This is a genomic window from Oceanispirochaeta sp. (assembly GCF_027859075.1).
Taxonomy (GTDB): domain Bacteria; phylum Spirochaetota; class Spirochaetia; order DSM-2461; family DSM-2461; genus Oceanispirochaeta.
In genome coordinates this window covers 1-22,874 of the sequence record NZ_JAQIBL010000240.1, presented here as the reverse complement: position 1 = coordinate 22,874, position 22,874 = coordinate 1, and the positions used below count along the sequence as shown (strand labels likewise).

General features: G+C 46.3%; 23 protein-coding genes and 1 tRNA gene. 13 read left to right on the top strand and 11 right to left on the bottom strand.

Translation table 11 applies throughout. From position 1 onward, the window contains the following. The 3 genes from PF479_RS13425 to PF479_RS13415 form a co-directional block, all read right to left on the bottom strand. Positions 1-1,128 (bottom strand): 7TM diverse intracellular signaling domain-containing protein (locus PF479_RS13425; RefSeq protein ID WP_298007459.1); only part of this gene is annotated, 1,128 nt, incomplete at its 3' end. Continuing rightward, the gene (locus PF479_RS13420; RefSeq protein WP_298007457.1) at positions 1,112-2,653 is read right to left on the bottom strand and encodes an HD domain-containing phosphohydrolase; all 1,542 of its coding nucleotides are present in this window, start codon (positions 2,651-2,653) and stop codon (positions 1,112-1,114) included. The genes PF479_RS13420 and PF479_RS13425, both read right to left, overlap by 17 nt. A gap of 6 nt (positions 2,654-2,659) precedes the next feature. Continuing rightward, on the bottom strand, positions 2,660-5,797 hold the full coding sequence (locus PF479_RS13415; RefSeq protein WP_298007455.1) for a sensor histidine kinase: 3,138 nt from the start codon (positions 5,795-5,797) through the stop codon (positions 2,660-2,662). Positions 5,798-6,019: 222 nt separating this feature from the next. On the opposite strand from PF479_RS13415, the gene leuC reads away from it, so the two are divergent. From leuC to PF479_RS13400, 3 genes are all read left to right on the top strand, one after another. Then, positions 6,020-7,423 carry a 3-isopropylmalate dehydratase large subunit gene (leuC, locus tag PF479_RS13410; protein WP_298007453.1) on the top strand — a complete coding sequence of 468 codons (1,404 nt, stop codon included), beginning with the start codon at positions 6,020-6,022 and terminating at the stop codon, positions 7,421-7,423. Next, positions 7,423-8,034: a 3-isopropylmalate dehydratase small subunit gene (gene leuD / locus PF479_RS13405; RefSeq protein WP_298007451.1), complete on the top strand. Its 612-nt coding sequence runs from the start codon at positions 7,423-7,425 to the stop codon at positions 8,032-8,034. Before leuC ends, leuD begins: the two co-directional genes overlap by 1 nt. Before the next feature lie 64 nt (positions 8,035-8,098). Then, positions 8,099-9,127 (top strand): class I SAM-dependent methyltransferase, encoded by a 1,029-nt coding sequence (locus PF479_RS13400; RefSeq protein WP_298007449.1) that lies wholly within the window; start codon positions 8,099-8,101, stop codon positions 9,125-9,127. Here PF479_RS13400 and PF479_RS13395 read toward each other — a convergent pair. Next, the gene (locus tag PF479_RS13395; protein ID WP_298007447.1) at positions 9,034-9,696 is read right to left on the bottom strand and encodes a TIGR01621 family pseudouridine synthase; all 663 of its coding nucleotides are present in this window, start codon (positions 9,694-9,696) and stop codon (positions 9,034-9,036) included. The genes PF479_RS13400 and PF479_RS13395 overlap by 94 nt on opposite strands. A 108-nt stretch (positions 9,697-9,804) precedes the next feature. Between PF479_RS13395 and PF479_RS13390 the strand changes: the two genes are divergently transcribed. From PF479_RS13390 to PF479_RS13380, 3 genes are all read left to right on the top strand, one after another. Further along, the gene (locus PF479_RS13390; RefSeq protein ID WP_298007445.1) at positions 9,805-10,203 is read left to right on the top strand and encodes a hypothetical protein; all 399 of its coding nucleotides are present in this window, start codon (positions 9,805-9,807) and stop codon (positions 10,201-10,203) included. 84 nt (positions 10,204-10,287) lie between these two features. Next, positions 10,288-10,737 (top strand): flavodoxin domain-containing protein, encoded by a 450-nt coding sequence (locus PF479_RS13385; RefSeq protein WP_298007443.1) that lies wholly within the window; start codon positions 10,288-10,290, stop codon positions 10,735-10,737. 19 nt (positions 10,738-10,756) lie between these two features. Beyond that, positions 10,757-10,984: a hypothetical protein gene (locus PF479_RS13380; protein ID WP_298007441.1), complete on the top strand. Its 228-nt coding sequence runs from the start codon at positions 10,757-10,759 to the stop codon at positions 10,982-10,984. A 15-nt stretch (positions 10,985-10,999) separates the two neighbouring features. Here PF479_RS13380 and PF479_RS13375 read toward each other — a convergent pair whose 3' ends face one another. Then, the gene (locus tag PF479_RS13375; protein WP_298007439.1) at positions 11,000-11,692 is read right to left on the bottom strand and encodes a redox-sensing transcriptional repressor Rex; all 693 of its coding nucleotides are present in this window, start codon (positions 11,690-11,692) and stop codon (positions 11,000-11,002) included. Positions 11,693-11,796: 104 nt separating this feature from the next. Between PF479_RS13375 and PF479_RS13370 the strand changes: the two genes are divergently transcribed. Next, entirely contained in the window at positions 11,797-12,594 is a 798-nt protein-coding gene (locus PF479_RS13370) for an SDR family oxidoreductase (RefSeq protein ID WP_298007437.1), read from the top strand. Positions 12,595-12,597: 3 nt separating this feature from the next. On the opposite strand, the gene PF479_RS13365 is transcribed toward PF479_RS13370, so the two are convergent. Together PF479_RS13365 and PF479_RS13360 are read right to left on the bottom strand one after the other, a co-directional pair. Continuing rightward, a complete protein-coding gene (locus PF479_RS13365) occupies positions 12,598-12,864 on the bottom strand; it encodes an EscU/YscU/HrcU family type III secretion system export apparatus switch protein (RefSeq protein WP_298007435.1) in 267 nt (88 codons plus the stop codon). Then, a complete protein-coding gene (locus PF479_RS13360; protein WP_298007433.1) occupies positions 12,855-13,634 on the bottom strand; it encodes a flagellar hook-length control protein FliK in 780 nt (259 codons plus the stop codon). Before PF479_RS13360 ends, PF479_RS13365 begins: the two co-directional genes overlap by 10 nt. 160 nt (positions 13,635-13,794) lie before the next feature. Here PF479_RS13360 and PF479_RS13355 point away from each other — a divergent pair, with 160 nt between their 5' ends. Genes PF479_RS13355 through PF479_RS13345 form a run of 3 tightly spaced genes read left to right on the top strand, consistent with a single transcriptional unit; the run spans position 13,795 to position 16,808 of the window. Continuing rightward, the gene (locus tag PF479_RS13355; RefSeq protein ID WP_298007431.1) at positions 13,795-14,211 is read left to right on the top strand and encodes a C-GCAxxG-C-C family (seleno)protein; all 417 of its coding nucleotides are present in this window, start codon (positions 13,795-13,797) and stop codon (positions 14,209-14,211) included. A gap of 3 nt (positions 14,212-14,214) precedes the next feature. Beyond that, entirely contained in the window at positions 14,215-15,888 is a 1,674-nt protein-coding gene (locus tag PF479_RS13350; RefSeq protein ID WP_298007429.1) for an alpha-galactosidase, read from the top strand. After that, positions 15,885-16,808, top strand: coding sequence for a hypothetical protein (locus tag PF479_RS13345; protein ID WP_298007428.1), 924 nt, complete (start codon positions 15,885-15,887; stop codon positions 16,806-16,808). Before PF479_RS13350 ends, PF479_RS13345 begins: the two co-directional genes overlap by 4 nt. A 14-nt stretch (positions 16,809-16,822) precedes the next feature. On the opposite strand, the gene PF479_RS13340 is transcribed toward PF479_RS13345, so the two are convergent. After that, a complete protein-coding gene (locus PF479_RS13340) occupies positions 16,823-18,211 on the bottom strand; it encodes an Hsp70 family protein (protein WP_298007426.1) in 1,389 nt (462 codons plus the stop codon). 126 nt (positions 18,212-18,337) lie between these two features. On the opposite strand from PF479_RS13340, the gene PF479_RS13335 reads away from it, so the two are divergent. Further along, positions 18,338-20,080, top strand: coding sequence for an AMP-binding protein (locus PF479_RS13335; RefSeq protein ID WP_298007424.1), 1,743 nt, complete (start codon positions 18,338-18,340; stop codon positions 20,078-20,080). Here PF479_RS13335 and PF479_RS13330 read toward each other — a convergent pair. The 3 genes from PF479_RS13330 to PF479_RS13320 form a co-directional block, all read right to left on the bottom strand. Continuing rightward, the gene (locus tag PF479_RS13330) at positions 20,073-20,990 is read right to left on the bottom strand and encodes a phosphodiester glycosidase family protein (RefSeq protein ID WP_298007422.1); all 918 of its coding nucleotides are present in this window, start codon (positions 20,988-20,990) and stop codon (positions 20,073-20,075) included. The two genes, PF479_RS13335 and PF479_RS13330, sit on opposite strands and share 8 nt — an antisense overlap. Then, a complete protein-coding gene (locus PF479_RS13325) occupies positions 20,947-21,684 on the bottom strand; it encodes a 1-acyl-sn-glycerol-3-phosphate acyltransferase (protein WP_298007420.1) in 738 nt (245 codons plus the stop codon). Before PF479_RS13325 ends, PF479_RS13330 begins: the two co-directional genes overlap by 44 nt. A 371-nt stretch (positions 21,685-22,055) precedes the next feature. Beyond that, the gene (locus PF479_RS13320) at positions 22,056-22,427 is read right to left on the bottom strand and encodes a rhodanese-like domain-containing protein (protein ID WP_298007418.1); all 372 of its coding nucleotides are present in this window, start codon (positions 22,425-22,427) and stop codon (positions 22,056-22,058) included. A gap of 140 nt (positions 22,428-22,567) precedes the next feature. Between PF479_RS13320 and PF479_RS13315 the strand changes: the two genes are divergently transcribed. Next, positions 22,568-22,651: transfer RNA gene (locus PF479_RS13315), tRNA-Leu, on the top strand. Further along, a partial coding sequence (locus PF479_RS13310; RefSeq protein WP_298007416.1) for a hypothetical protein occupies positions 22,627-22,874 on the top strand: 248 nt, incomplete at its 3' end. The genes PF479_RS13315 and PF479_RS13310, both read left to right, overlap by 25 nt.

Sequence of the window (22,874 nt, the reverse complement as noted above, 5' to 3'; positions counted from 1 at the left end):
GTCCATGATCATGGCCCCTCCAAAGAGCATGACTAGAAAGCCCTGTCCCAGAAAAGAGCAGACAGGGGATATCATGGTTCTGCTTTCGTCCATTTGAGACAGAACATATCCCAGGTAGGTTACGAAAAGATACAAGAACCATCCTGCGAGAAGCCACCGGGCCGGTCTGATTTTTTTAGCGGTCAGCCAGATCAACCCGACTCCGATCAGCAGAGAGGAGAAGATGTTCTGTAGATTTACAAAGAACTGGACTTTATCAGTAGGGGCAAACAAGGGGACAAGAGACAGGGCTATGGATAAACAAAGTAGGAATACAAAATAATATCTGATGCCTTTCTTCTCGACTGATAATGCGAGGAATGATTGCAGATAAAGTATGACAGCAGGATTGAAAAGTCCCATCAGAGTAAACCAGAACAGCAGAGAGATTCTGGGAATAACAAGAACAGTAAGATAAGGTCCCAGACCCGATAAAAACAGGATATTAAGACCCGAAAACAGAACCAGGAGTAAAAAAAGCCAATTAATAATATACTTCATGTTGATAATCAAAAGTATGGAAAGGAGGAGAATGACGAAGAAATATCCCAGGCCAAGTCCCTGAATCAGTGACCAGGTCTGCTGATTCTTAACAAAATTTTCATAACTTCTCAGTATAAAGTTATATTGTGACTGATACTGCTTCCTGATATGAATGAAGAGAACATATCCCTCTCCCGCATACTGTGTAACCGGTGCGTAGGTAAATCCCCGGTATAGAATGGCCTGGTACGAACTGCCTTGATGAGGCTGGGTCCAATCCACTTGAGCATTGTGAACAAGGGAATCTCCTTTCATCAGAAAAAACTCCCAGAAACGCAGGCCTTTGTGCTCTGTCAGATAAAAATCAGTCTCAAATTGAACCGTCTCCAAAGGAATTTTCAGCCAGAGATCCTGATCGGGTTCCTCCGTGATATTCTCATTGGGGCTGAACCACTCGGATTCGGGGGTATTCACTATTTCATAAAGCACAGAACGACTATCGGCATAGGTTTCCTGCAAGGGAAGACGGCTCAGATTGAGCTCCTGTGCTGGAAGAGGCGAGAGAGAAATTATAAACAGAAGGAATGCTTTAATCAGGGTAGGCATTCAGAATTCCTTTCATCTCCTCATAATTTTCGAGAAACAAATCTACCAGATCCGGCTCAAAATCCCGGCCTTTTTTCTCCAGGATGAATTTCAGGGCTTCTTCCATTTTCCAGGCTTCTTTATAAATACGTTTATGCGTCAGGGCATCAAAAACATCAACAACCGCCAGAATCCGGGCTGGACGGGAAATCTCGTCTCCCCTGAGACCATCAGGATAACCGCTGCCGTCCCAGCATTCATGGTGTGAAAGAGCAATAGCCGCGGCATCGGGAAAGAACTCATCCTTATTGGAGCTGAGCATTTTATACCCGATCTGTACATGGGATTTCATGATGACCATCTCTTCATAGCTGAGTTTGCCTGGTTTCTTCAGAATATGATCAGGAATACCAATCTTGCCCAGATCATGGAGGATGGAAGCCATTTTCCAATTCTCAGCCTGGTCCTCTTGTATGCCCAGCTTGATTGACATGAGATATACCATTTCAGAGACTCTGCGGATATGATTCCCCGTCTCGGCAAAGTGCTGTTCTATGACCTCGGAGAGAAAGTAGAGCATTTTCTTCTGAGATCGGGAACGGCTCACCGAAAGGATCCAATAATCCATGGCCAGAGAGGTGTTCATCAAAAAGGCCGACAGAATGTTATGATCCGTTTTATCCGGGGCTTTTCCCAGACGGGTGATGAGATAAAGGCCCTCATCCTGCCGGGTACCCAGAGCACAGGCCAGAAAGGGAAAGACATATATAATACTGCCCCCCCGGGCGCACTCCTTGATGAGGGGGGCAAACTCACTGTCATACGCCTCACTCAGAGAGGAGCCTTCCTGTTCTGCATAGATTCCAGTCCCCAGACGGATTCGGCAGCCCATGTCCCCATTCTGAATAATCAGAGAATCCTTTTGGATAAGACCGGATTCTCCTGCGGCAATCCGCTGATACTGCTGAAGAATACGGAATAGAAAGTCACGGGTATTCTCTGTCGACCAGAGTTCGGTACCCCCAGCCAAAATCTTCTGAAAACCATGCCGGTTCCGGTTCAGCACATGAAGATCCCGAAATCCACGGATTGCCACTGTTAAAGATGTTATCAGTTTGACATCTGTAAGCTCAGTTTTTTCTTTATAATCATTAATCTCGTAACGCTGAATGATATCCCTTTCCGGAGCGAGTCCAGGTTGTCCGGTCCGCAGGATAATGCGAATCTCTCTGTTTTTCTGATCATCCCGTAACCAATGGACAAATTGGAGTCCACTGTTGTCTTCTTCCATGACAATATCGATGAGAGCAACCGCTATATCGGGGTTTTCCTTTATGATTGTCCTGGCTTCAATAGAAGAATAGGCTGAAAGAAAATGAAGTTTTCGCCCTTCAAACCGATAATCCCTCAGAACAAGCTTTGTTACGGAGTGCATTATGGATTCATCGTCCACGATCAGGATCTTCCAGGGGTCTTCAGGAACAGATTCCTTATGTTCTTTTATATCTGAGCTGAAATGTAAACTCTTATCTCCATCAATACTCATAGAATATTATACCCGCTTCTCTTTGATTAAAGGGAGCCTAATATGAAAACAGGCCCCTTCAGTGTCCTGGACACTACTGATACTGCCCGAAAACTGCAGTTTAATCAGGTTATAGACCAGAAATAAACCCATGCCGACAACACCAGTCTTACCCGAAGCATGACTCCCTTCGTAGGGTTCAAAGATCTTGCTTAATACTTCATCTTTGATACCCTTGCCATTGTCACGGTAAATAAGAAGAGCCTCTTTATCAGAATACACAAGCTTCAGTGAAATCTTTTTTTCCTTCTCTTTTTCAAGATCCTTGAAGGCATGCTGGAGAGAATTGCCAATCAGGCTGTCCAGAATCTCCTGGAGTGAGCTGATGGATCCCAGAATGACATGCTCTGTCTTCGGAAAATCCAGAATACAATGGATTCCAGTCTTGCGAAGGGCATGACTCCAATGCTGACCAATGTATTCATCCAGAATTTCACTGAGATTGAACAGTACCGGAGTGGGGAGTGCCTGAGCACTGGAAGCACTGGATAACTGATTGACAATCTGTACTGCTTGTTTTGTTCCCTCCAGAGCCATGTCGCAGCTATCCTTCTGAGTAGGATCGGCACCGCTTTTTTCCAGGGAGGTTTTTAAAAAAGAGAGGGCTGTCAAGCTGGAACCCAGGGGGGTATTGAGATTATGAGCGAGATGGACCGTCAGACTGACGAGGGAGGACATTTTTTCTCCCACGTTAAGAACATCTCTCATTTTCTTTTCCCGGTTGAGGGCCTGTTCAAGTTCCATGGTTCGTTCCTTTACTCTTTCTTCCAGAAGATTCGTCTTTTCCTCAGTCTTCCGGATTTTCAATCGCAGTAATAGAAGAAGAAATCCCAGCAAGACGATGACCAGAAAAACCTTAAAAATCAAGGTTTGATAAAATCTTGACTCTACAACCACTTTGAGTGACTTTTCCTGAGACCAGAAACCGTCTGAACTGGCAGTTTTATAGTGGAAACGATAGCTTCCCGGGGCAAGCTTTGTGTAGGTAGAATTAGGGCTGTTTCCAGTATAATTCCAATCGGGTTCCAATCCTTCCAGATAGTAGGCGTAACTGTTCTTTTCGGGTTCTGAATAATGAAGCGCCCTGAAATGAAAGGTAATGACCAGTTCGTCCTGGGTCAGTTTCAGTTCCTCCATAAGATAAAGAGCCTTTGGTAAAAGGATTCTGTCATGGATTTTTTCTTTCACAGAGATCTTTTTATTGTTTATACTCAACCCGGACAGCAGTGTTTCCGGAGCATTTTTATTAGTTTCAACAATCTCCGGATCAAAATAGCTGAGCCCACCAACCCCTCCCATAAAAAGAGTTCCGCTCTTTCCACGCAGGGACGCACCGCTGTTAAACTCATTACTCTGCAAACCGTCGGACATCGTAAAAATTGAGATATCCATGGACTCGGGAGAAATAAGTGCCAGACCCTTATTGGTACTGGTCCAGAGCCTTCCCTCGCCATCCTCCAGAATTCCATACACCGTATTATTGGGCATTCCATCATCTGTCGTATAGTTCTGAAACGTTTCGGACAGAGGGTCGTAGCGATGAAGACCTCCTGTGGCCGTACCCACCCAGAGGGTTCCATCTTCAGAGCTAAGAAGGCTGATAACATGTGCCCCGGACAGACCATGAATGCTGGTTGCCTCTGGGGAAAAATGATTGATCAGATTCCCCTCCAGATCCAGGACAATCAATCCGGCATCTACCGAACCCAGGTATACCCGGTCATCTTGAATCATCATGGTCCTGAAAGATCGTGATGGAAGCAGAGGCGGTTTGAGAGTTTGCAGGAGCGTTCCGTCCTGACTGAGGAGATGGACGCCTCCCCCCTGAGTAATGGCCCAGATTCGACCTCTTTGATCTTCCGCAATGGTATAAACACTGCTGTAAGTTTGGGAAACCGGAATAAAGTTCCCTCCATCCTTATAAAAAAGACCATTATTTTTTGTTCCAATCCATAATCTATTTCGGCTGTCACGGAAAAGGCCCATAACCCGGTTATCTCCAAGTGACCCAGGCTTATCAGGATTTGACACGAATCGTTCCAGAAGAAGCCTGGCGGATGAATAATGATAGAGTCCACCACCAAAGGTTCCAATCCAGAGGCTTTGATCCTCATCCTCCCACAAGGAGACAACGATGGTATTATCAAGGCCCTCTTCGGCTCCCAGATAGGAAAAACCGAGTCTGTGAATATCAATTTTCTTCAAACCGCTTCCCAGAACGCCAACCCAGAGGTTGTCAGAGCGGTCGATGTAAAGAGACAGGATGGTGCTGTCCTCTTCAAAGGTTCGAGGATTATTGTATGCCCCATCCTGATAAAAACGGAGACCTCCCGATGCGGTTCCCATCCATATCCCTGATTTATCGTCAGTCACCATAGTCGTTACTAAAAAGTCATCACCCAGGGTCTGCTTGACGGTTCCATCTGTCAGATCAAGCAAAATGATTCCATGATCCGAACCTGCCCAAAGGAGATTTCCCTGTATTTTTAGAGAATTGATCTTATGATCATTCAACAGAATATCTTCCGTTTTTCTCTTTATCAAATTATAAACAATCAAACCCTTTTCGGTAGCCATATAAACAAGATCATCTTTGTAGGCCAGGTCCTTCGCCTGAAGATTTTGAAAAAGAGGGGTCAACTTCCCTTCATCAAAAACAAAGACTCCCTTATCCAGTAACGAAAGGATCAGAGCTCCCGACGCCAAGGGCATGGTTTTCAAAACTTCATAGGCCATGAGGCTTTCATCATAAGGTTCTACGACTTCCTGATCCTGGCGATATCGGAATAAACCGGAAGTGGAAGAGAGAAGAATATCCCCCTGTGAGTCTTCTATGATGTCATTGACATAACCGCTGGAGACAGCCGAATTCTCACCGATAACCGAAAATTCATTACCATCGAAAAAGTTGATTCCATCCTGTGTTCCCAGCCAGAGAATACCTCTGCTGTCCTGATATATTGAATAGACTGAGTTGGTGAGAAGGCCATCATCTACGGTATAAGTCCGGAATCGGATACTGGAAGAACCATGAGCATCCATCGCACAAAGAGAGAACACAGTATAAAGGTACATGCAAAAAAAGAGAGCCAGCCTATTACTCATCCCTTAACTATAACTGCTAGGGGATGGGAGTACAAATAGAATTCCAGATCAACCGGAAGCTTCAACATCCTTCAGCAGCTCAGATTATTCCTGTTAAAAAGGGAGTAGAGGCGGATTAATCAAGAAAAGAGAGAGATTCTCCCGAACATGGTCAAAAGATCTGGAAAAAGATGAGAATCATTCCTACAATTAGAGAACCATAATAAAGTAAGGATCAACACTGTGGCAAAAAACACACTTTATAACAAAATTTGGGACGCCCATAACGCGGGTGTTCTCCCGACCGGTCAAAATCAGGTTCTCATTGGATTGCACCTGGTTCATGAGGTGACCAGTCCTCAGGCCTTTGATGCCCTCAGGGAAGAGGGATTGTCTGTTGCCTTTCCTGAACGAACCTTTGCGACTTGTGACCATATTGTACCCACCTCCTTCACAAGCCGGCCCTTCGAAGACAATCAGGCAGAACTGATGATGGAAGCCCTGGAAAAGAACACAAAGGACTTCGGAATAACATTCTATGATCCCCCCTCGGGGAAACAGGGAATCGTTCACATCGTGGGACCTGAAACAGGATTGACTCAGCCGGGGATGACCATTGCCTGCGGCGATTCTCACACATCCACCCATGGCGCCTTCGGAACTCTGGCCTTCGGAATTGGAACCAGTCAGGTACGGGACGTTCTGGCAACGGGATGTCTGTCCATGGATGAACTCAAGGTTAAAAGGATAGAGGTCAACGGAACACTCCCCAAAGGAGTCACTCCCAAGGATGTGATCCTTTTTATCATCAACCGCCTGGGTGTTCGCGGCGGATTAGGCTACGCCTATGAATATGCTGGGGAAGTCTTTGACTCCATGTCGATGGAAGGCCGTATGACTGTCTGCAACATGTCCATCGAGGGGGGGGCCCGTGCGGGATACGTGAACCCCGATGAAACCACATTTACCTACTTGAAGGGACGTGAGTTCTGTCCCGAAGGAAAGGCCTGGGACAAGGCTGTCAACTGGTGGAAGACCCTGCCCTCTGATACAGAAGCAACATATGATGATCTGGTAGTATTTGATGCCGCCGACATCTCTCCCATGGTTACCTGGGGAATCACTCCGGCCCAGAGCGTCTCGGTGGATGAGAACCTGCCTGAACTCAGCGGCCTGTCTAATGATATGAAGAAATCTCTGGAAGAAGCCTATGCTCATATGAAACTGACTCCCGGCCAGAAAGCCAGGGACATCCCGGTACAGGTCGCCTTTATCGGCAGCTGTACCAATGGAAGAATGTCCGACCTGAGAGCAGCTGCAGAAATTGTCAAAGGAAAAAAGATTCACCCCAAGGTCAGAGGAATCGTCGTCCCCGGATCTATCCCCGTCCGCCTGCAGGCAATGAAGGAAGGGTTGGATAAAATCTTTGAAGACGCCGGTTTTGAATGGCGCCAGGCCGGTTGTTCCATGTGTCTGGCCATGAATCCTGACAAACTGATAGGAGATGAAATATCTGCCAGTTCCAGCAACAGGAATTTTATTGGCCGACAGGGAAGCCCTTCGGGACGCACTCTCCTCATGTCTCCGGTCATGGTGGCAGCAGCGGCACTTTGCGGGCATGTCAGCGACATCAGGGAGAGAATCTAATGAGCGTAAAAAAAATAACATCTATCAAGGGAACCGGTATCTCAATCAGAGGCAACGATATCGATACGGACAGGATAATACCTGCCCGGTATCTGAAAGAAATCACCTTTGCCCGGATGGGAGACTATCCCTTCTATGATGAAAGATTCAAAGAGGACGGATCTCTTAAGGACCACCCCTTTAACAAGGAAGACAGACGGGGAGCCGCGATTCTCGTGGTCAACGATAACTTTGGCTGTGGGTCCAGCCGGGAACATGCTCCTCAAGCCCTCTTCAGATGGGGCATAAAGGCCGTTCTGGCAGAATCCCTGGCAGAAATTTTTGCTGGAAACTGTACCATGATCGGTATGGCTGCGGTCACTCTGTCTCCCTCAGACATAAGGGAAATTCAAACAGCCCTGGAGGCAGACAGTACACTTGAAATAAAACTGAATCTTCTGGCAAAAACCGTCAAATGCGGCAGTACAAGTTACACAATCATGCTTCCCGAGTCAGGACGGCAGGCCCTGATCGAAGGAACCTGGGACAGTAGCGCTCTGCTGTTGAGCCGATTGGATATGGCAAAGAAGATAGCCGCCTCCCTGCCCTACATGAATCGCTTCGAATCCTGAAATACTACCGTCCTGTGCTTGTCCAGTCGGGCAGGTGCAGGATAAGCTGGGGGCAGGAGTCAAAATGAACCAGGAAACATTGGACAGTGTCCTAAAAATACTCAAAACCCGACAACAGGACTTGAGAAATTACTTCAGCAGCAGGGGAACCGACTGCTATAGGATCTTCAACAGAAGCTTTGCCAATCTTCCTCTGTTGATAGACCGATATGGCAATTACATTCATCTGAGTATACTCGAAGGTCCTGAAAAATTGGTCCTCAGCGCTGCTGAACTCAAAAAAATAGCCGGTGTCTTGTACTGTCCCATGGACCGGCTCATCGTCAAACAACGTCAGAGCCTGAAGGACCACGAACAGTATACCCCCCTGGGGGATGACCAGGATCAGCTGGTTGTTCACGAAAATGACCTGAAATTTCAGGTAAACCTGCGGGATTACATCGATACAGGACTGTTTTTAGACCACAGACTCACAAGAGAGATGGTGAGAGAAGAGTGCTTTGATCTCTCCGTGCTGAACCTTTTCAGCTATACAGGATCATTTTCCGTTTATGCCGCCTCGGGGGGGGCTAAAAGGATTACCACAGTAGACCTCTCAGCTCCTTATCTGGAGCAAGCCAAAAATAATTTCCGCCTGAATGATTTCCTCCCGGGGGCCTTCGAATTCGTTCAAGCCGACGTCTTTCAATTTTTAGAGGATGCCGCCGGAAAGAAGGACAAATGGGATTTGATCATACTGGACCCTCCCACCTTTTCTAACAGCCGAAAAATGGAGAGGACCCTTAAAATTCAGAATGATTACAAAGAATTGATAGAAGCCTGCTGTAAGGTGATGAAAGGAAGCGGACATCTCCTGTTTTCCAACAATCAGTCAGATTTCCGTTTTCACAAAAAAGACTTTCCCGCGGGCCTGCAAATCGATGAAATCACAAAAAAGACGACCGATGAAGATTTTAAAAATAAGCCGTCTCACAAATGCTGGGTTATCACTGGGTTTTTTCAGGGAAAGAACGGACATGAGGGATCCTCAAGAAAGGCACCAAGATCCTCGGGAAACAGACGGCCTGACCGGGGCAGGCAAACCAGATCATAGAGCTCATCCTTCCAGGTAAATTTCAGTTTCCAGGAATGGAGGTACATGCGGTCCTGAACTGGACCGGAGCCATAGTAAACGGGGTCTCCCAGGACTGGAGATCCCAGACTCTTCATGGCAACCCTGATCTGGTGGGTTTTGCCTGTATAAATTCTGATGATAAACAGACGAAGTCCCGGTTCAAGGATGCGGCAGAAAAAATAACTTCGTGCCGGGTTGTCTCTGCCCCGTGTCAGAATCCACTGCCCTCTGCGGGAACGTTCCATATCCCCGATAACCCATCCCTGCTTTTTTTTGGGTTTCTTGTCAGAAAGAGCCAGATAGTATTTCTCGATCCGGGAAGTGGACAATAATTCACCCAACCCGACAGCAGCTTCCCGGCTTCTGGCTGCCAGGATAAGACCTGATGTAGGCTTATCCAGACGGTGAACCGGGTATAGAGTGTCCTGGGGAAACTGTTCTTTCAGGAGGGTAAAAAAACCGGGACTCTCTGCAGAATTATGAAAATCCAGGTTCTCATCCTTGTAACAAACAAGAAAATCCTCAGTTTCCCTTAAAATGTGAATCATAGAATCAGTATAAACAACTCATTCCCCCCTGCGAAGCGGTAAACTAAGTTTTTATCCTGGACAAGCGAGTTCAGGGGTACGAGAATTCAGATATGGAGGACTACATCTATGGAAAAGAGTTTTAATGATCTAATGGGCAAAACCATAACTCTCCAGAAAAATATCGGCCCCAAGGAAACCTATGACGGTCTTCTTTCGACAGCTGCATTGACCAAGCTCATGCTGGATACATCATGGGCACTTCTTGATAGTCAGCTCCACAAGGGTGTGACCAGTGTTTGCTCCATGATCCAGGTGAATCATGAAGAACCGACGGTGCCCGGAGAAACGGTGACCGTAGAAGCTACCATAAAGAAGGTGGAAGAGAACAAACTTCTCATAGCCTTAAAGGCCGTTGATGAAACAGGCATAATTGCCCATGGTTTGAGTGAGCGCCATATTGTGGACAGAATCAGTCTCATTAACCTGGCGAAACAACGATCGGCTTTACTGAAGACGATTTTATAAATCCACCATTTTCCAAGAATCCATTTTATAAGCAACTCTGTTGCAGGAGTTCACAGCGGATGAAGAATACTGTAGGATTGTCCTATGGAAAAAGCAATCATTGTGTATGGCAGCAAGCAGGGAAAAACGGCAAAAATGGCCGCGATCATTGCCTCTGTCCTGGAAGAAAGAGATATTCCTGTCACAACTAGAAATGTATTTGAAACAAGACCGGAAGACCTGAATGATTACAAATTCATTATTCTCGGAAGTTCTACTTGGAGTAATGGTGATCTTCAATCCGATTTTATTGATTTTGAAATAGGCATGGATGATCTGGATCTGAAAGGCCATTTTGCTGCCGCCTTCGGTTCAGGCAGCTCCCGGTTTCCCTATTTCTGCGAAGCCGTCAGAATTCTGGAAGCAAAACTCAGAAGTCTGGGCAACAGAATGATACTTCCCTCCCTTATGGTTAATGATCTTGAAAACAGAACGGAAGAAGAAAGCAGAGAGTGGGCCGCCATTCTGGCGGATGAAATTAAACAAATCAATTAGCGTCAGGAGACTGAGAAAAATGGCAAGATCACTGAATATTGACAAAACTGAATTGATAGAAATTAATGGTGCGGGCCTGATTCTGACTGTCACCAAAGATGAAGAAGACAGGATGCTGGTTCATGTCGAATCGGACGAGGGCGGCGGTACTATCAGGATCAGTCAGCACGAAGAAGATGGAAAAACAATTGTCTTTTCCCTGGACAGGCCACAACAGGGAGGCCCCTCACTGAGACTGGTCAAATAAAACTATTTATAAAATCTATTTATTAAAGGAGAGACTACTCAGTTCTGTTGCAGGAGGGCCGTCTTCACAGCCTTTTCCATGCGTTACTCTGCCGGCCAGCAACGCCAGTCTTGATCCAAGATCTTCATTAATGACCGTCACAGAACAGTCCACATCCAGAAAGAGAGAAGAGAAATTCCAAATCCCCAGAATACCGGCTTTCACAAGCAAATCGGCAATAGGCTGGGCCTCTTTTTCAGGAACAGTAAGAATGGCGATTTTAATTCCCAGTCGTTTAGTAAGCTCTTCAAGTTTTTCCATGGGCTGAATCCTGAGTCCGACAACATCATGAGCAACCAGATCCTTGTCCACATCAAAAGCCGCCACAATCTGAAACCCGTGTCTTGTGAGGCGCCGGTCTGCCAGAAGGGCCTTTCCGAGATTTCCAACTCCAACCAGAAGAACATCCGACAGATTCCCTTCTCCCAGATAGAAGGAGATGGCATCCATCATCTCTTTAATTAAAAAGCCTTTTTTTGGTTTTCCCACCACTCCCGTACAGCTCAGATCCTTTCGGACCTGAATGGATTTTAGATTCAGACGCCCGGCAATATAACTGGCTGAAATCCATTCATCGCCTTTATCCCGGCATTCTTTCAGTAAACCGAAATAGACGGGATATCGTTTCAATGTTGGTAAGGGAATATTTACATAAGAATTTAACTTCATATGTATTATTATAAGTCACAGAGCAAGGGTTGCCAATCAAATAAGGCAGTATTTCTATATTTTTTTATCTTTATTCACTGATTTTATATGATACAATCCCCTTCATGTTTTGGAACAATAAAGTGTGCTGGATTACAGGAGCCTCTTCGGGAATCGGTAAAGCCCTGGCTGAAAGTATTTATCTTCGGGGCGGCAGGGTCATTCTTTCCGCCCGATCTGCTGGTATGCTGAATTCTCTGACCGCCGATTGGGAAGATAAAGACAGGACTCTGATTCTCCCTCTGGATATCGGGTGCCATGAGGAATTGACCCAGGCGGCTCAGAAGGCTCAGGCCCGATGGGGCAGAATTGATGTACTGATCAACAATGCCGGAGTCAGTCAGAGAAGCCTGGCCGCAGAAACCGATTTTGAAGTCATGAAGACCATCATGGATGTGAACTTTCTCGGATCAGCCGGACTGACCCGGGCGGTCCTCCCTTATATGATCGCCCGAAACAGCGGCATCATTGCCCCGGTCAGCTCGGTCGCCGGTAAATTCTCGACTCCCCTGAGAACCTCCTATAGCGCCTCCAAGATGGCCCTTCAGGGTTTTTATGACGGATTAAGAGCGGAACTTCATTCCCAGGGAATCCATGTCAACTTTATCATACCGGGATTCGTAAAAACCAATATTTCCATCAATGCCCTTAAAGCTAACGGGGAGAAACATGCCGAAATGGATCCGAACCAGGCAGCGGGAATCTCATCTGAAAAAGCGGCCCGTATCATCCTGAAAGGGTTGGAGAAAAACAAACGGGAAATTTATATGGGGATCGCTCCCAAGGTGAAACTGGCCCTTTTTCTCAGCAAGGCTTTTCCGGGTGTCCTTGCAAAAATGCTTCGAAGTGCAAATGTAAAATAACAATCACCCGGGCACTCCCGCATTTTCCAGGTCCATCAAAAAAAGATATACTTCCGCCGCCAGCTGATAAAGTTCGGGAGGAATTTCAGACCCGACAGGAGCATCTGCCAGGGTTTCCGCCAGGACCGTATCTTCCTGCACGGGAACACCGGCCTCGAGAGCCAGGGCCAGAATTCGATCTGCCAGGGGGCCTTTCCCGGCGGCAATCAGCCGGGGCGCCTCATCGGATTCTCGATTCCATTTTAGAGCTACCGACTTGTTTATCCCCATAAAATAATCCTATGTTTCCCGTCCTCTTCTGTTTTATCAGGAGAGGACAGATCTTTTTTCTGAACCTTCAAATTGTGAAGCGTCAATCCTCTTTTATTGATCTGATCTTTTAATCGGGACAGATTCCTACGGATAATCTTATGGCTTTTCTTGTCCTGACACTGAATGAGACAGGTCTTCATTTCCCCCCGCTCCTCCAGAACGACCCGGACAGGACCCAGTCTTTTCAAATTCAGACTGAGATCCAACTGGCTATGGCCGGTTTTCCGGTCTGTCCCGTCTTCCTTTCCCCGGGAATTCTTTTCCCGGATAAGCAATTCAGGAATCTTCCGTCGGGGATCTTCTTTCAGGATGAGAAAATATTTCTCCCCCTCTTCCTCCTGAAAAACTCTCTCCAGTGTTTCAAGATCCGAGAGAAGTTTTCCAGGAAGATCCGGAGCATACAATCCTTTCCACTGCCTGATTACCGTCAGAAGAAGGCGACTGTCTGAAGTATCTGCCGGAAGTCCCTCCTTACCGGTAGGAAGCTGTTTCATAAGCTGCAGCAGAGGGATCAAAGATCGTTGAACATTGCTTTTTCTATCCAGAATTTTTAGAAGAGATTCAAGGTTTGTAAAAAAAATGTCTCTTCTGCTGAATCCTTCCGGAACAGAGGATAAAACCGCGGAACTGCGGGAGGAGCCTGATTGAGCGCTTTTCACTGCCCGAATAGAGGAAGCGGGACTCTTGTCTGTCCTAGAAATAAAGCCAGGTTTATTATCAATTTTCATAGACTCTGATTTATACTAACAGAACTATCTTTCCACGGATACTGAGAGAGGGATATAATGCACTCATTCACTATCTGAAAAATATGATTTGTTTGTTAATGAGTAATTACCTTAGAATCAAAGGCAGAAAACTCAGGTTTCGGGAATCGGGAGAAAGTAAATGCTGAAGGAATATATAGAAAACGGATTTGGTCTGGAAGAAGATTTTAGCTGCTCTGAGACAATTCTCTATGGAGCAAACCAAGTCTGGAATCTGGGTTTGAGTAAAAAGGCTCTCAAAATGTCGGCAGGTCTTTCTGCCGGTTGTTATTCCGACAATATATGTGGAGCCCTATCAGCGGCAACCATGGTGCTCAGTGCTCTATACATCAGGGATAGAGCCCATGAAGGCAGCTATAATGACGGTCTTGTGAAAGAACTGATAGATAATTACAGAAAACTCATGGGCAGCGAGCTCTGCGCCCCCTTAAAAACGAATCATCGAACAGAAAAGGAAAAATGCCGCCCAGTTATCATCGCCGCGGCGGGAGTCCTGGATCAAATAATTGCAAGGGAAGGACTTCCCGAAGGAGACTGAACTGTGGGCTCATCTCTCAGACTGGATAAAAGCCAAATTAACATATCAATAAGATACGGCTCCGAAGGTCCTAAGAAGCAGAAAACAATAGGACGTTGGCCCACAGGCAATCAGTACAGCAGCTATGACTTGCCTGCGGCGGAAATCAAAATGAGTCATACCAATAATATTCTTTCCGGAGTTGTCAGGGCCGTTGAAGATCTTTATCTCAGAGAGATTCAGATTACCATGAAAATTAAAAACCGGCAAAAAAGCCCTTTTCTCTCCTGTGGGACATATCGCGGCAGTCCTGCCCTGACCATATCGGATCAGAAGGAAACGATCAGGTTCAAACGCAACAAAAAAATGAGGCAAGTTATCACTTTTGATGCCAACACCTCCCGTCACACCATAAGAATCAACTGGCAATTCAATTGTTTTCTCCCCCTTGGAAAAGAATTGCATTTAGACCCCATCCTGATCACTGAAAAGGAAACAGGCCTGCAGCCCGCCCCCGGAGTAAGGGAAACAAAGAAAAAGCCCAGAACATCCTGGATTGCCACGGGGAAGCACAATCAGATCCTCCGCCTCAAGTACATTGAAGACAATCTGAGCTGGATGGAGCAGCAGCGGATTTTCTTTGATATCCTCCGCCTGGATGGAATTCATGGCTGCCTTGGTGACTGGGAAAACCTCCAGACAGAATTCAAGGGGAAAATCGGGTTTCTCAACCGCAGGATTGGGCACAATGGTATGATTCCCGGCATCAGTTTTGCACCCTTCTATGGAGAGCCGGGGTCAGAACTGGTAAGGCTTCACCCCGATTGGCTTGTGGGAGATCTGAAAGGAGATGCCCTCCTCCTCAGTCAGTATCAAAACAAAAAGGTTCATATCCTTGACTTTACCCAGAGTGCGGTTCAGGATTACCTGAAAAGCACTCTGGATCTTTTTAATAACCAATGGGGTTTCAAGGCATTTCATCTTCTGGGACTCTCTTCCCTCCTTTTACCAGGGCGCCGATATAATAATGAAAAGGAGACAGGAGAGACTCTTCACGAAGCCCTCTCTTTTTTCAGAGAGACCCTGGGTTCAAAGGCATTTATAAGCACCGAAGAGCTCCCTCTCATAACTCAGGAAAACCAATTATCCATGATGTCATTCAACTCTGATATGAGTTCCCGGAGAAAATCCAAAAAAGAAATACCCGAGCTGCTTTACAGAATTCTTGATCATACATATATAAGCCACTACCCCTGGCTGCTGAATCCGGGTTCCTACCCCCTCCCGGATAGCAAGGAAATTCACCCCCCTCAAGCCGGAGAATCCCTGAGACAGATGATGCTGATCAACGGAGGATTCCTGACGATAACGAATGATCTGCCCGCCATGACACCGGAGCAAACAGAGGAATTGAAAAACCTGATTCCCTCTTTTAAACGATTTACCGGAGGAAGTCTGCATCTGTTGAACAGTCCAGATAAAAAAAAGCCCTGCGTTGTTTTTAACAGCAACGGATACCTGGGAGTCTTCAATCTTTCAAGCAAAAAGAAGCAGATCAGCCTGAATATGGAAGAGATGAAACAGAAGATTTACAACAAAATCGGCGGGGCTCAAATCCGGGAAGGCCGGATGGGAATGAAAACAGGAGAACTGGAATTGATTCTTCCCCCTTTTGGTTCCAGAATATTCAAGTTTTGATTCAAAGCGGCATCGATGAAGCCGGACTGGGGCCGATTTTAGGTCCCTACTGTGGGGCCTCGACGTCCTTCGAATACAATGGAGTGATTAAGGATCCCCGTAAAAGTTGCTCCTCCATTCTATCAAAAGAACCGGGAAACAAGCATTTAGCCGTGGGGGACAGCAAGAAAATCTATACCTCGGGGAAGCTGAAGGTTCTGGAGAAGACGGTCCTGGCATTTTATGAATTGTTCACCGGTGAGAAGGCAGAAAATGCCGAGTCCTTTATTCAAACTCTGAGCGGTCAATCTCTTCCCGGGGAAATCCCCTGGTATACGAACATTAAAGCCCTGACCCTGCCCTTGTCTTACAAGCTTGATCAGGAAAAGGGGCAACAGCCTGTAGACTCTCTGAAAATAGCTTTGACTGGGGCAGGGATCACTATCAAATCCCTCAAGCTCACAGTACAGCCGGCGGAGGAATTCAACAGGCTTCTGAATAAGACCTGTAACAAAGCAACAGTCTGTCAGGAAATACTTTCCCCCCTCCTGAAATCGGCCGTTTCTCTTAGTGATCAGGTCGTAGTTGACCGGCAGGGGGGAAGGAGGTACTACGGAGACTGGCTGGTTTCCCTCTTTCCAGGGAAAAGGTTGAATGCCTTAAGAGAGCTGAAAGAGCTCTCCCGTTATAAAATGGAGAATTGTCTCATCGATTTTCAGGTGAAAGCAGATGCCCTCTGTTTTGAAACGGCTCTGGCCTCTATGTTTGCTAAATACAGCAGGGAACTCTGTATGACAGCCTTCAACAGCTATTGGAATTCACTCTCTCCCGGAATTAAAAAAACGGCTGGCTATTACAGTGATGGTCAGAGATTTATCAAGGATCTGCAGGAACGGGGTTGTTTTCCGGAAAATCCGGATCTTCTCATTCGTAAAAAATAAGAAAGTAAACAGTCTCAGGAATTGTAATCCACAATAGCCAGCCCGGCGGCAATACTGTGAAAGGGGTCCCAATCTTCGACAACTCCGGGGAAACGGGATTCCAGGATTCTGCGAATCTCCGGAATCAGGGAAGACCCTCCCGTCGACACAACTTTGTTCACATCTTCAATTCCGGAAGACCTCAAGAGCCCTTCGATCAGTTCAGGAATCTCCTCCAACAGGGATGAAATAGCCCCTTTTAAATCGGAACGGGAAATCTCAATATCAAGATCAATCTCTGGATATACAAGTCGTGTGCTTTCCTGAGTGGTCAGATCTTTTTTAGCCTGTTCAATCAGTTTGATCAGAGTAAAGCTGCCATTACAGCGAATCAGTCTGTTCAAACGGTCAACCCGGAGGGTAACGTCACCTCCTACCAGGAGGGCTCGGTCGATCTCTTCCAGATAGCGGGCCTGATTCAGAAGATGAGTACTCTGCCAGTTCAGCAGAAGTTCTTCAAAGTCGGAAAAAGGAAAGGGATAGGAGGAGCGAATACCATCATCTTTCCAAAAGGGGACTTCCGTTCCTTTACCAAGATGAGAAAAAATAATTTGTCTGTACAATTCACGGTCTATCCAGTCACCGGCTCTTGTGAGGCCGGCCGTATTCAGAACACGGAACCCCTGCCCCTCAGATTTCTGAAGGAGAGCCAGATCCAAGGTTCCTCCGCCAAAATAAAAAACCAGAAGTGTTTCATCCCGTAAAATTTTGTGATCATCCAGATAGCTCCAAGCGGCAGCTACAGGCTCTTCCAGAAAGACTTGAGCCGGATATTCAGCCAGAGACAAAGCCCGTTTCATCCTGGTCAAGGCATGTTTACTCTGGTTCTCCGAGCTGCCCTGATAGCGGACCGGGCGGCCGATATGAATGGAGGAGAGTTCATAACCCTGATTCTGCCAACTTTCACGCACTGTTCTGAGAAGCATATTAAGCAAAGCTTCCAGACGGAAATATTTATCAAAGATACGAAAACGTTTCTCTTCTTTTTCACCCAGATACATTTTAAGGCCCCGGAAGAGGCGGCCCGGCATATCACTGTCAATCCGGGCGTGGAGGGTGGCGGTGAAACTACGGTCCCTCTCGATAAAATGATCCCGGTCCATCTCTCCCATATGGACCTCAATAGTACCGACATCAACCTCAGTAAGACGGATTTTCCGGTCCGTGTTCTCTTCAAGATAACGGAGGAGAGCTCTGCTTCCGGTTTCAAATTCCTTGTTCTTATGAATATAAAGGGCCGACGGCATGACGGCTCCCCTGTTGAGACCTGAATCGATACAGAGATATTCGATATTTTTCCCATCATAGAGGGCAATGGTTGTGTTTGAGTTGCCGAAATCCAGGCCGGCACCAATTTTGTTCATACCTCAGAAATATCAGAAACATTGAAAAGGAGCAACGCCTCTCGAGAAATTGATTTTTTAATGTACAAAAAAATGAGAACGATTATACTGGTGTCCATACTACACGATAATTTTGAGGAGACTCTCATGGAAGAAAATGGCTGGTCCTGGCTTGATCAATACAGAGGAGAACATATCCAGGGAGAATGGCCAACCATCCCGGAGATGTTTAAACTCTCCCATTTCAGGTTTCCAGAAAAAACCTGTTTTACCGCCTTTTCTCCGGAAGAAATTCACTATACCTACCGTGAAGCCTCCCGGTTTATTCATAATACAGCCTCCTATCTGAAAAAACAGGGGATAAACAAAGGAGACCGTGTCGCTTTGACTGGGAAGAATTCTCCCAGTTGGGCCATAGCCTATCTGGCAGTCCTGGAACTGGGGGCGGTCATAGTGCCTCTGGATTACCAGATGGAAAAGGAAACAATTTCAAGCATACTGGATTTTGTAGAAGCCTCGGTCCTTTTTGTGGATAAGGAGCGTTTTGATGAGCTGGGAGTGAAAGGCAGCCCGGTTCAGACAAAGATTTCTCTGTCACCAGACCGTGATAACTATATACTGGATTTACCGGAATCCAAAGAAACACTGCCCCCGGGACCTGTTGAAGAAGATATGGCGGCCATCCTGTTTACTTCCGGCACAACCGGGAATGAAAAGGGTGTCATGCTAAGTCACCGGAATTTTTCTTCCGATACCTTCCAGGCTAACAAACCCTTTCTGGAAGTACTCCCCGAAGACATCCTCTATGCCCTGCTCCCTCTTCATCACAGCTACTGCATGACGGCGGTGTTCCTCGAATCCCTTGCCATCGGATGTGAACTGGTTTTCGCAGGTGGTTTATCAGTCACTCAGATGATGAATGATCTTAAAAGAGGGGGTATTACCGTCATTATGGGAATTCCCCTCCTGTACAATAAAATACTAAAGGGCATGATGAAACAGATCCGCTCTAAGGGTCTGGTCACACATCTCCTGATAGGAATCCTGATGAGGATCAGCGGACTTGTAAAACACGTATTCGATATGAATATCGGAAAAAGAATATTCGGAAACCTTCTACTGAAAAAAGCAAACCTGTACACCATCAAATATATGATCTGCGGGGGCGGTCCCCTGGCTCCGGAAACCTTTCAGAGATATCAGGAACTGGGGCTGGACTTTGTTCAGGGTTACGGAATGACAGAGACTTCTCCCATATCCACGTTGAATCCTGCTCATGCGTTCAAACTGAAATCCGTCGGAAAGGTATTCCCTCTGGTGGATATGAAAATTCTGAATCCCGACAGTGACGGCATCGGTGAAATAATACTAAAGGGGTCGATCTGCTGCCAGGGATACTATAAAAATGAAGACGCGACAAAAGAACTCTTCACCGAAGATGGATACCTGAGGACAGGAGACCTGGGATACCTGGATAAGGATAATTACCTCTATCTCACGGGAAGGGCCAAGTCCCTGATCGTCACCGAAGGGGGAAAGAATGTTTTTCCAGAAGAAATTGAAGATCACTTCCAATTGTATCCCCAGATCGATCAGATCCTTATCGTCGGTTATATGGCCAACAAGGAAACCCGGGGAGAAGGAATTGAAGCCCTCATCTATCCCGGGAAGGAGCATTTTGATTCACTGAGCATCAGCAATACCGAGGTTATCAGGGAAGATCTGGTGAATGTTGTCAAAGAAGTGAACAGGGAATTACTCTCCTACAAGAGGATCTCCCGGGTCAGAATTCTGGATGAACCCATGGTGATGACAACAACCAAAAAAATAAAGCGCCCTAAAGTAATCGTGTCTCTTCAGGAAATGGAGGATAAGGGATTTCTTATCTGATCAGCCTGATTCCCAGATGGTTGCCCACGGCTCTTTCCAGGCCGGGCCGTCCTCTGTGGACTGGATTGTTCAATACATGAACAACTCCGTCCCTATCTATCATGACAAGGGTGGATGACCCGCCACCATCGAGATTCAATGCCCGGGTACAACCCAGCCACTTCATCCACAGGGCCGTCTCTTCCGTGGTAAGACCGGCTCTGTTTTTTTGACGGCCGTCAAAGACAGCGATGACAAGAGTCCTTCCGTCCTCACTGAGTCCTATTGCCGTTCTGGGATGCCGGGCATCCTCCACACCCAGAACCCGTCCCTCTTGCAGAAGCAGATGAAATCCTCCAAGAGCATCGGTGGTCTCTTCTGGAATATGAGCCTGAGAACCCAATTCTAATGTTCCATCGGCCAGGACAAATAGAGCATCAAAAGAGTCTTCTCCGGGGGAAACTAAAAGGCGATGACTGATCTGAAGTCCCACAATATCTATGGCTCTGGCGGATCTGTTCAGGAGATCTACAGGATCATAGGGGGAGCCGTTCAATGCAATCTGGACTTCCTGCTGACGGGCAAATTCTGTGGTCCGGGCAGAGAGGGTTTCTCCCCTGCCCGAGGCATCTGCAGGGGTCAGAATTATTTCAATGTGTAATGAGGATAAATCCAGGGTTAAGGCGACTCCACCCACGGGGATGGAAGAATCCACCGAGTCTGAGAAGTCCAGAATCATAACGGAGCTGTATTCACTTACTTTCCAGCGTGGTTTCTGCAGGGGTGGTGAGATAAGCGTCTCCACGGGAAAAGGGGAAACAGTCCTACAGGACAGGAACACCAGAAGGAACAGGAGACCCAGTCCGATTCGGGATATTTCTTTAGTCTCATTCTTCAGAGTATTGATCCTCCAGACCAAGATTTTCAGCAATTTTCTGACGCACCAATCGCCCGAGAGCCTTAGCACTTTCCGCCTCGGCTGCATTGACCGGGTCCAGGATGGTAATGGTCATGGGGTAAACCCTGTAATATCGTATGGAGCCATCAGAAAAGACATATCTGGAGCCGGAAATGGCAATAGGAACCACAGGGACATCCGCTTTCTGAGAAAGAACAAAGGCTCCGTCTCTAAACTTGCCGAGAGTCCCGTCTTTAGATCGGGTTCCTTCGGGGAAAATCATCAGGGAACTCCCCCTCTTCAGCAAAGCTTCTCCCTTCTTCATCATTCTGATCTGGCTGGAAGGACGATTACGGTCGATGCTCAGATATCCGTTTAACCACATATTCCATCCCAGGAAAGGGACTCTCATGAGTACTCTCTTGGCAACCCACTTAAAGTGACGGAACAGTCTGTAAAGGATTACAATATCCATCATGGACTGATGGTTAGGGCAATACACATAGGATTGCCCTTTCTTAAGTTTCTCCAGCCCTTCAATCTTTACCTTTAAAAAGGGGTTGCACCAGGTGTATAGGGAACCCCAGAAACAGGAATAGAAATGCAGAACCCTGTGATTTCTATCAAAAGGCAGGGTCACCAACCATATGATTGAGGCTGGTATAAACAGTAGGACCATGGTAATTCCAAAAAAGATCCAGAATAAAACTGTTCCGATCAGGTACATATATCTCCTCCATAGAGATATTTTAGCGAAACTACCTGTTATACCTCAAGAAGGAATGGGAGTTTTTTCTCGTGCCGGCAGGGTCATTGTATAGAAAAGGCTGCATAAGCCAAAGATGGCTGCCGATGTAAATAAGATTTCTTTCCCAGAGGAGCCCGGGGAGTTCTCTCAGGAACTCAATGACCCCTCTACCGAAGCGGTCAATATTCAGAATTTCGGTTCAATAATTATTAAGGGCTCCGCCGTACAACCCGACAGATACCCCGAATATAAACATACTGAATAGGAAAGATTCAATATTAGGATTCTTGAATACCTGTCGTGTCTTAATCATTTTATAGGTTTACAATATTCAAAAAAAGCTGACAAGCTTATTTCTCTAGAGGCCCCCTCCATCTGCTGATCCCGCCAAAGTCCTGAACATTGGTATATCCGGCCCTAACGAGAGCTCTGGTTCCGACACCGGATCGGTTTCCACTGCGGCAGTAGAGAATGATCAGCTGGTCTTTTTCAGTCCCCTCAGGGAGTGCTTTAGGCAGGGTATCATAGGGAATATTAATTGATGAGGGAATATGTCCTGCGGCATACTCGGCATCTGTTCTGACATCAAGAAAGAGATAATCCGATCTATCCGATTCGAGCAGGGCTTTCAAATTTCCAGGATCTTTGTAATCCATGGATTCAGCTGCTGCAAATCCTGTAATCACACTCATCAATAAAAATAGAATTAATGTTTTTTTCATAATAATACCTCACAATATTCATTTTTTTATATATTCAATTTAAAAACAAAAAAGGGGAGAAGTCAAGCCTTTTCAGATCAATTCTCATATTCAGGCTTCTTGACAGGATGAGGAAACACAGGCTATCTTTCCTCATAACCGCCGGCGTGGTGAAATTGGTATACACGGTAGACTCAAAATCTACTGGCAGTGATGTCGTATGGGTTCAAGTCCCATCGCCGGTAAGAAAAAAATGAGAGATCCTTTTGGATCTCTTTTTTTTCGTCCGCCGATGGGACTTGAACTGATTGAACGGCGCGAATACTTGCAGCGCAAATCCACAGGGATGTCGATTTGTTCTATTGCTTTTAATTCTCTCTATTCCTTATTTTATTACAATGTAACGATTTATTCAATAGTCCATTCTCCTGGTTCTTTACATTTCTGTAGGTTTCCACAGGTTTTGAG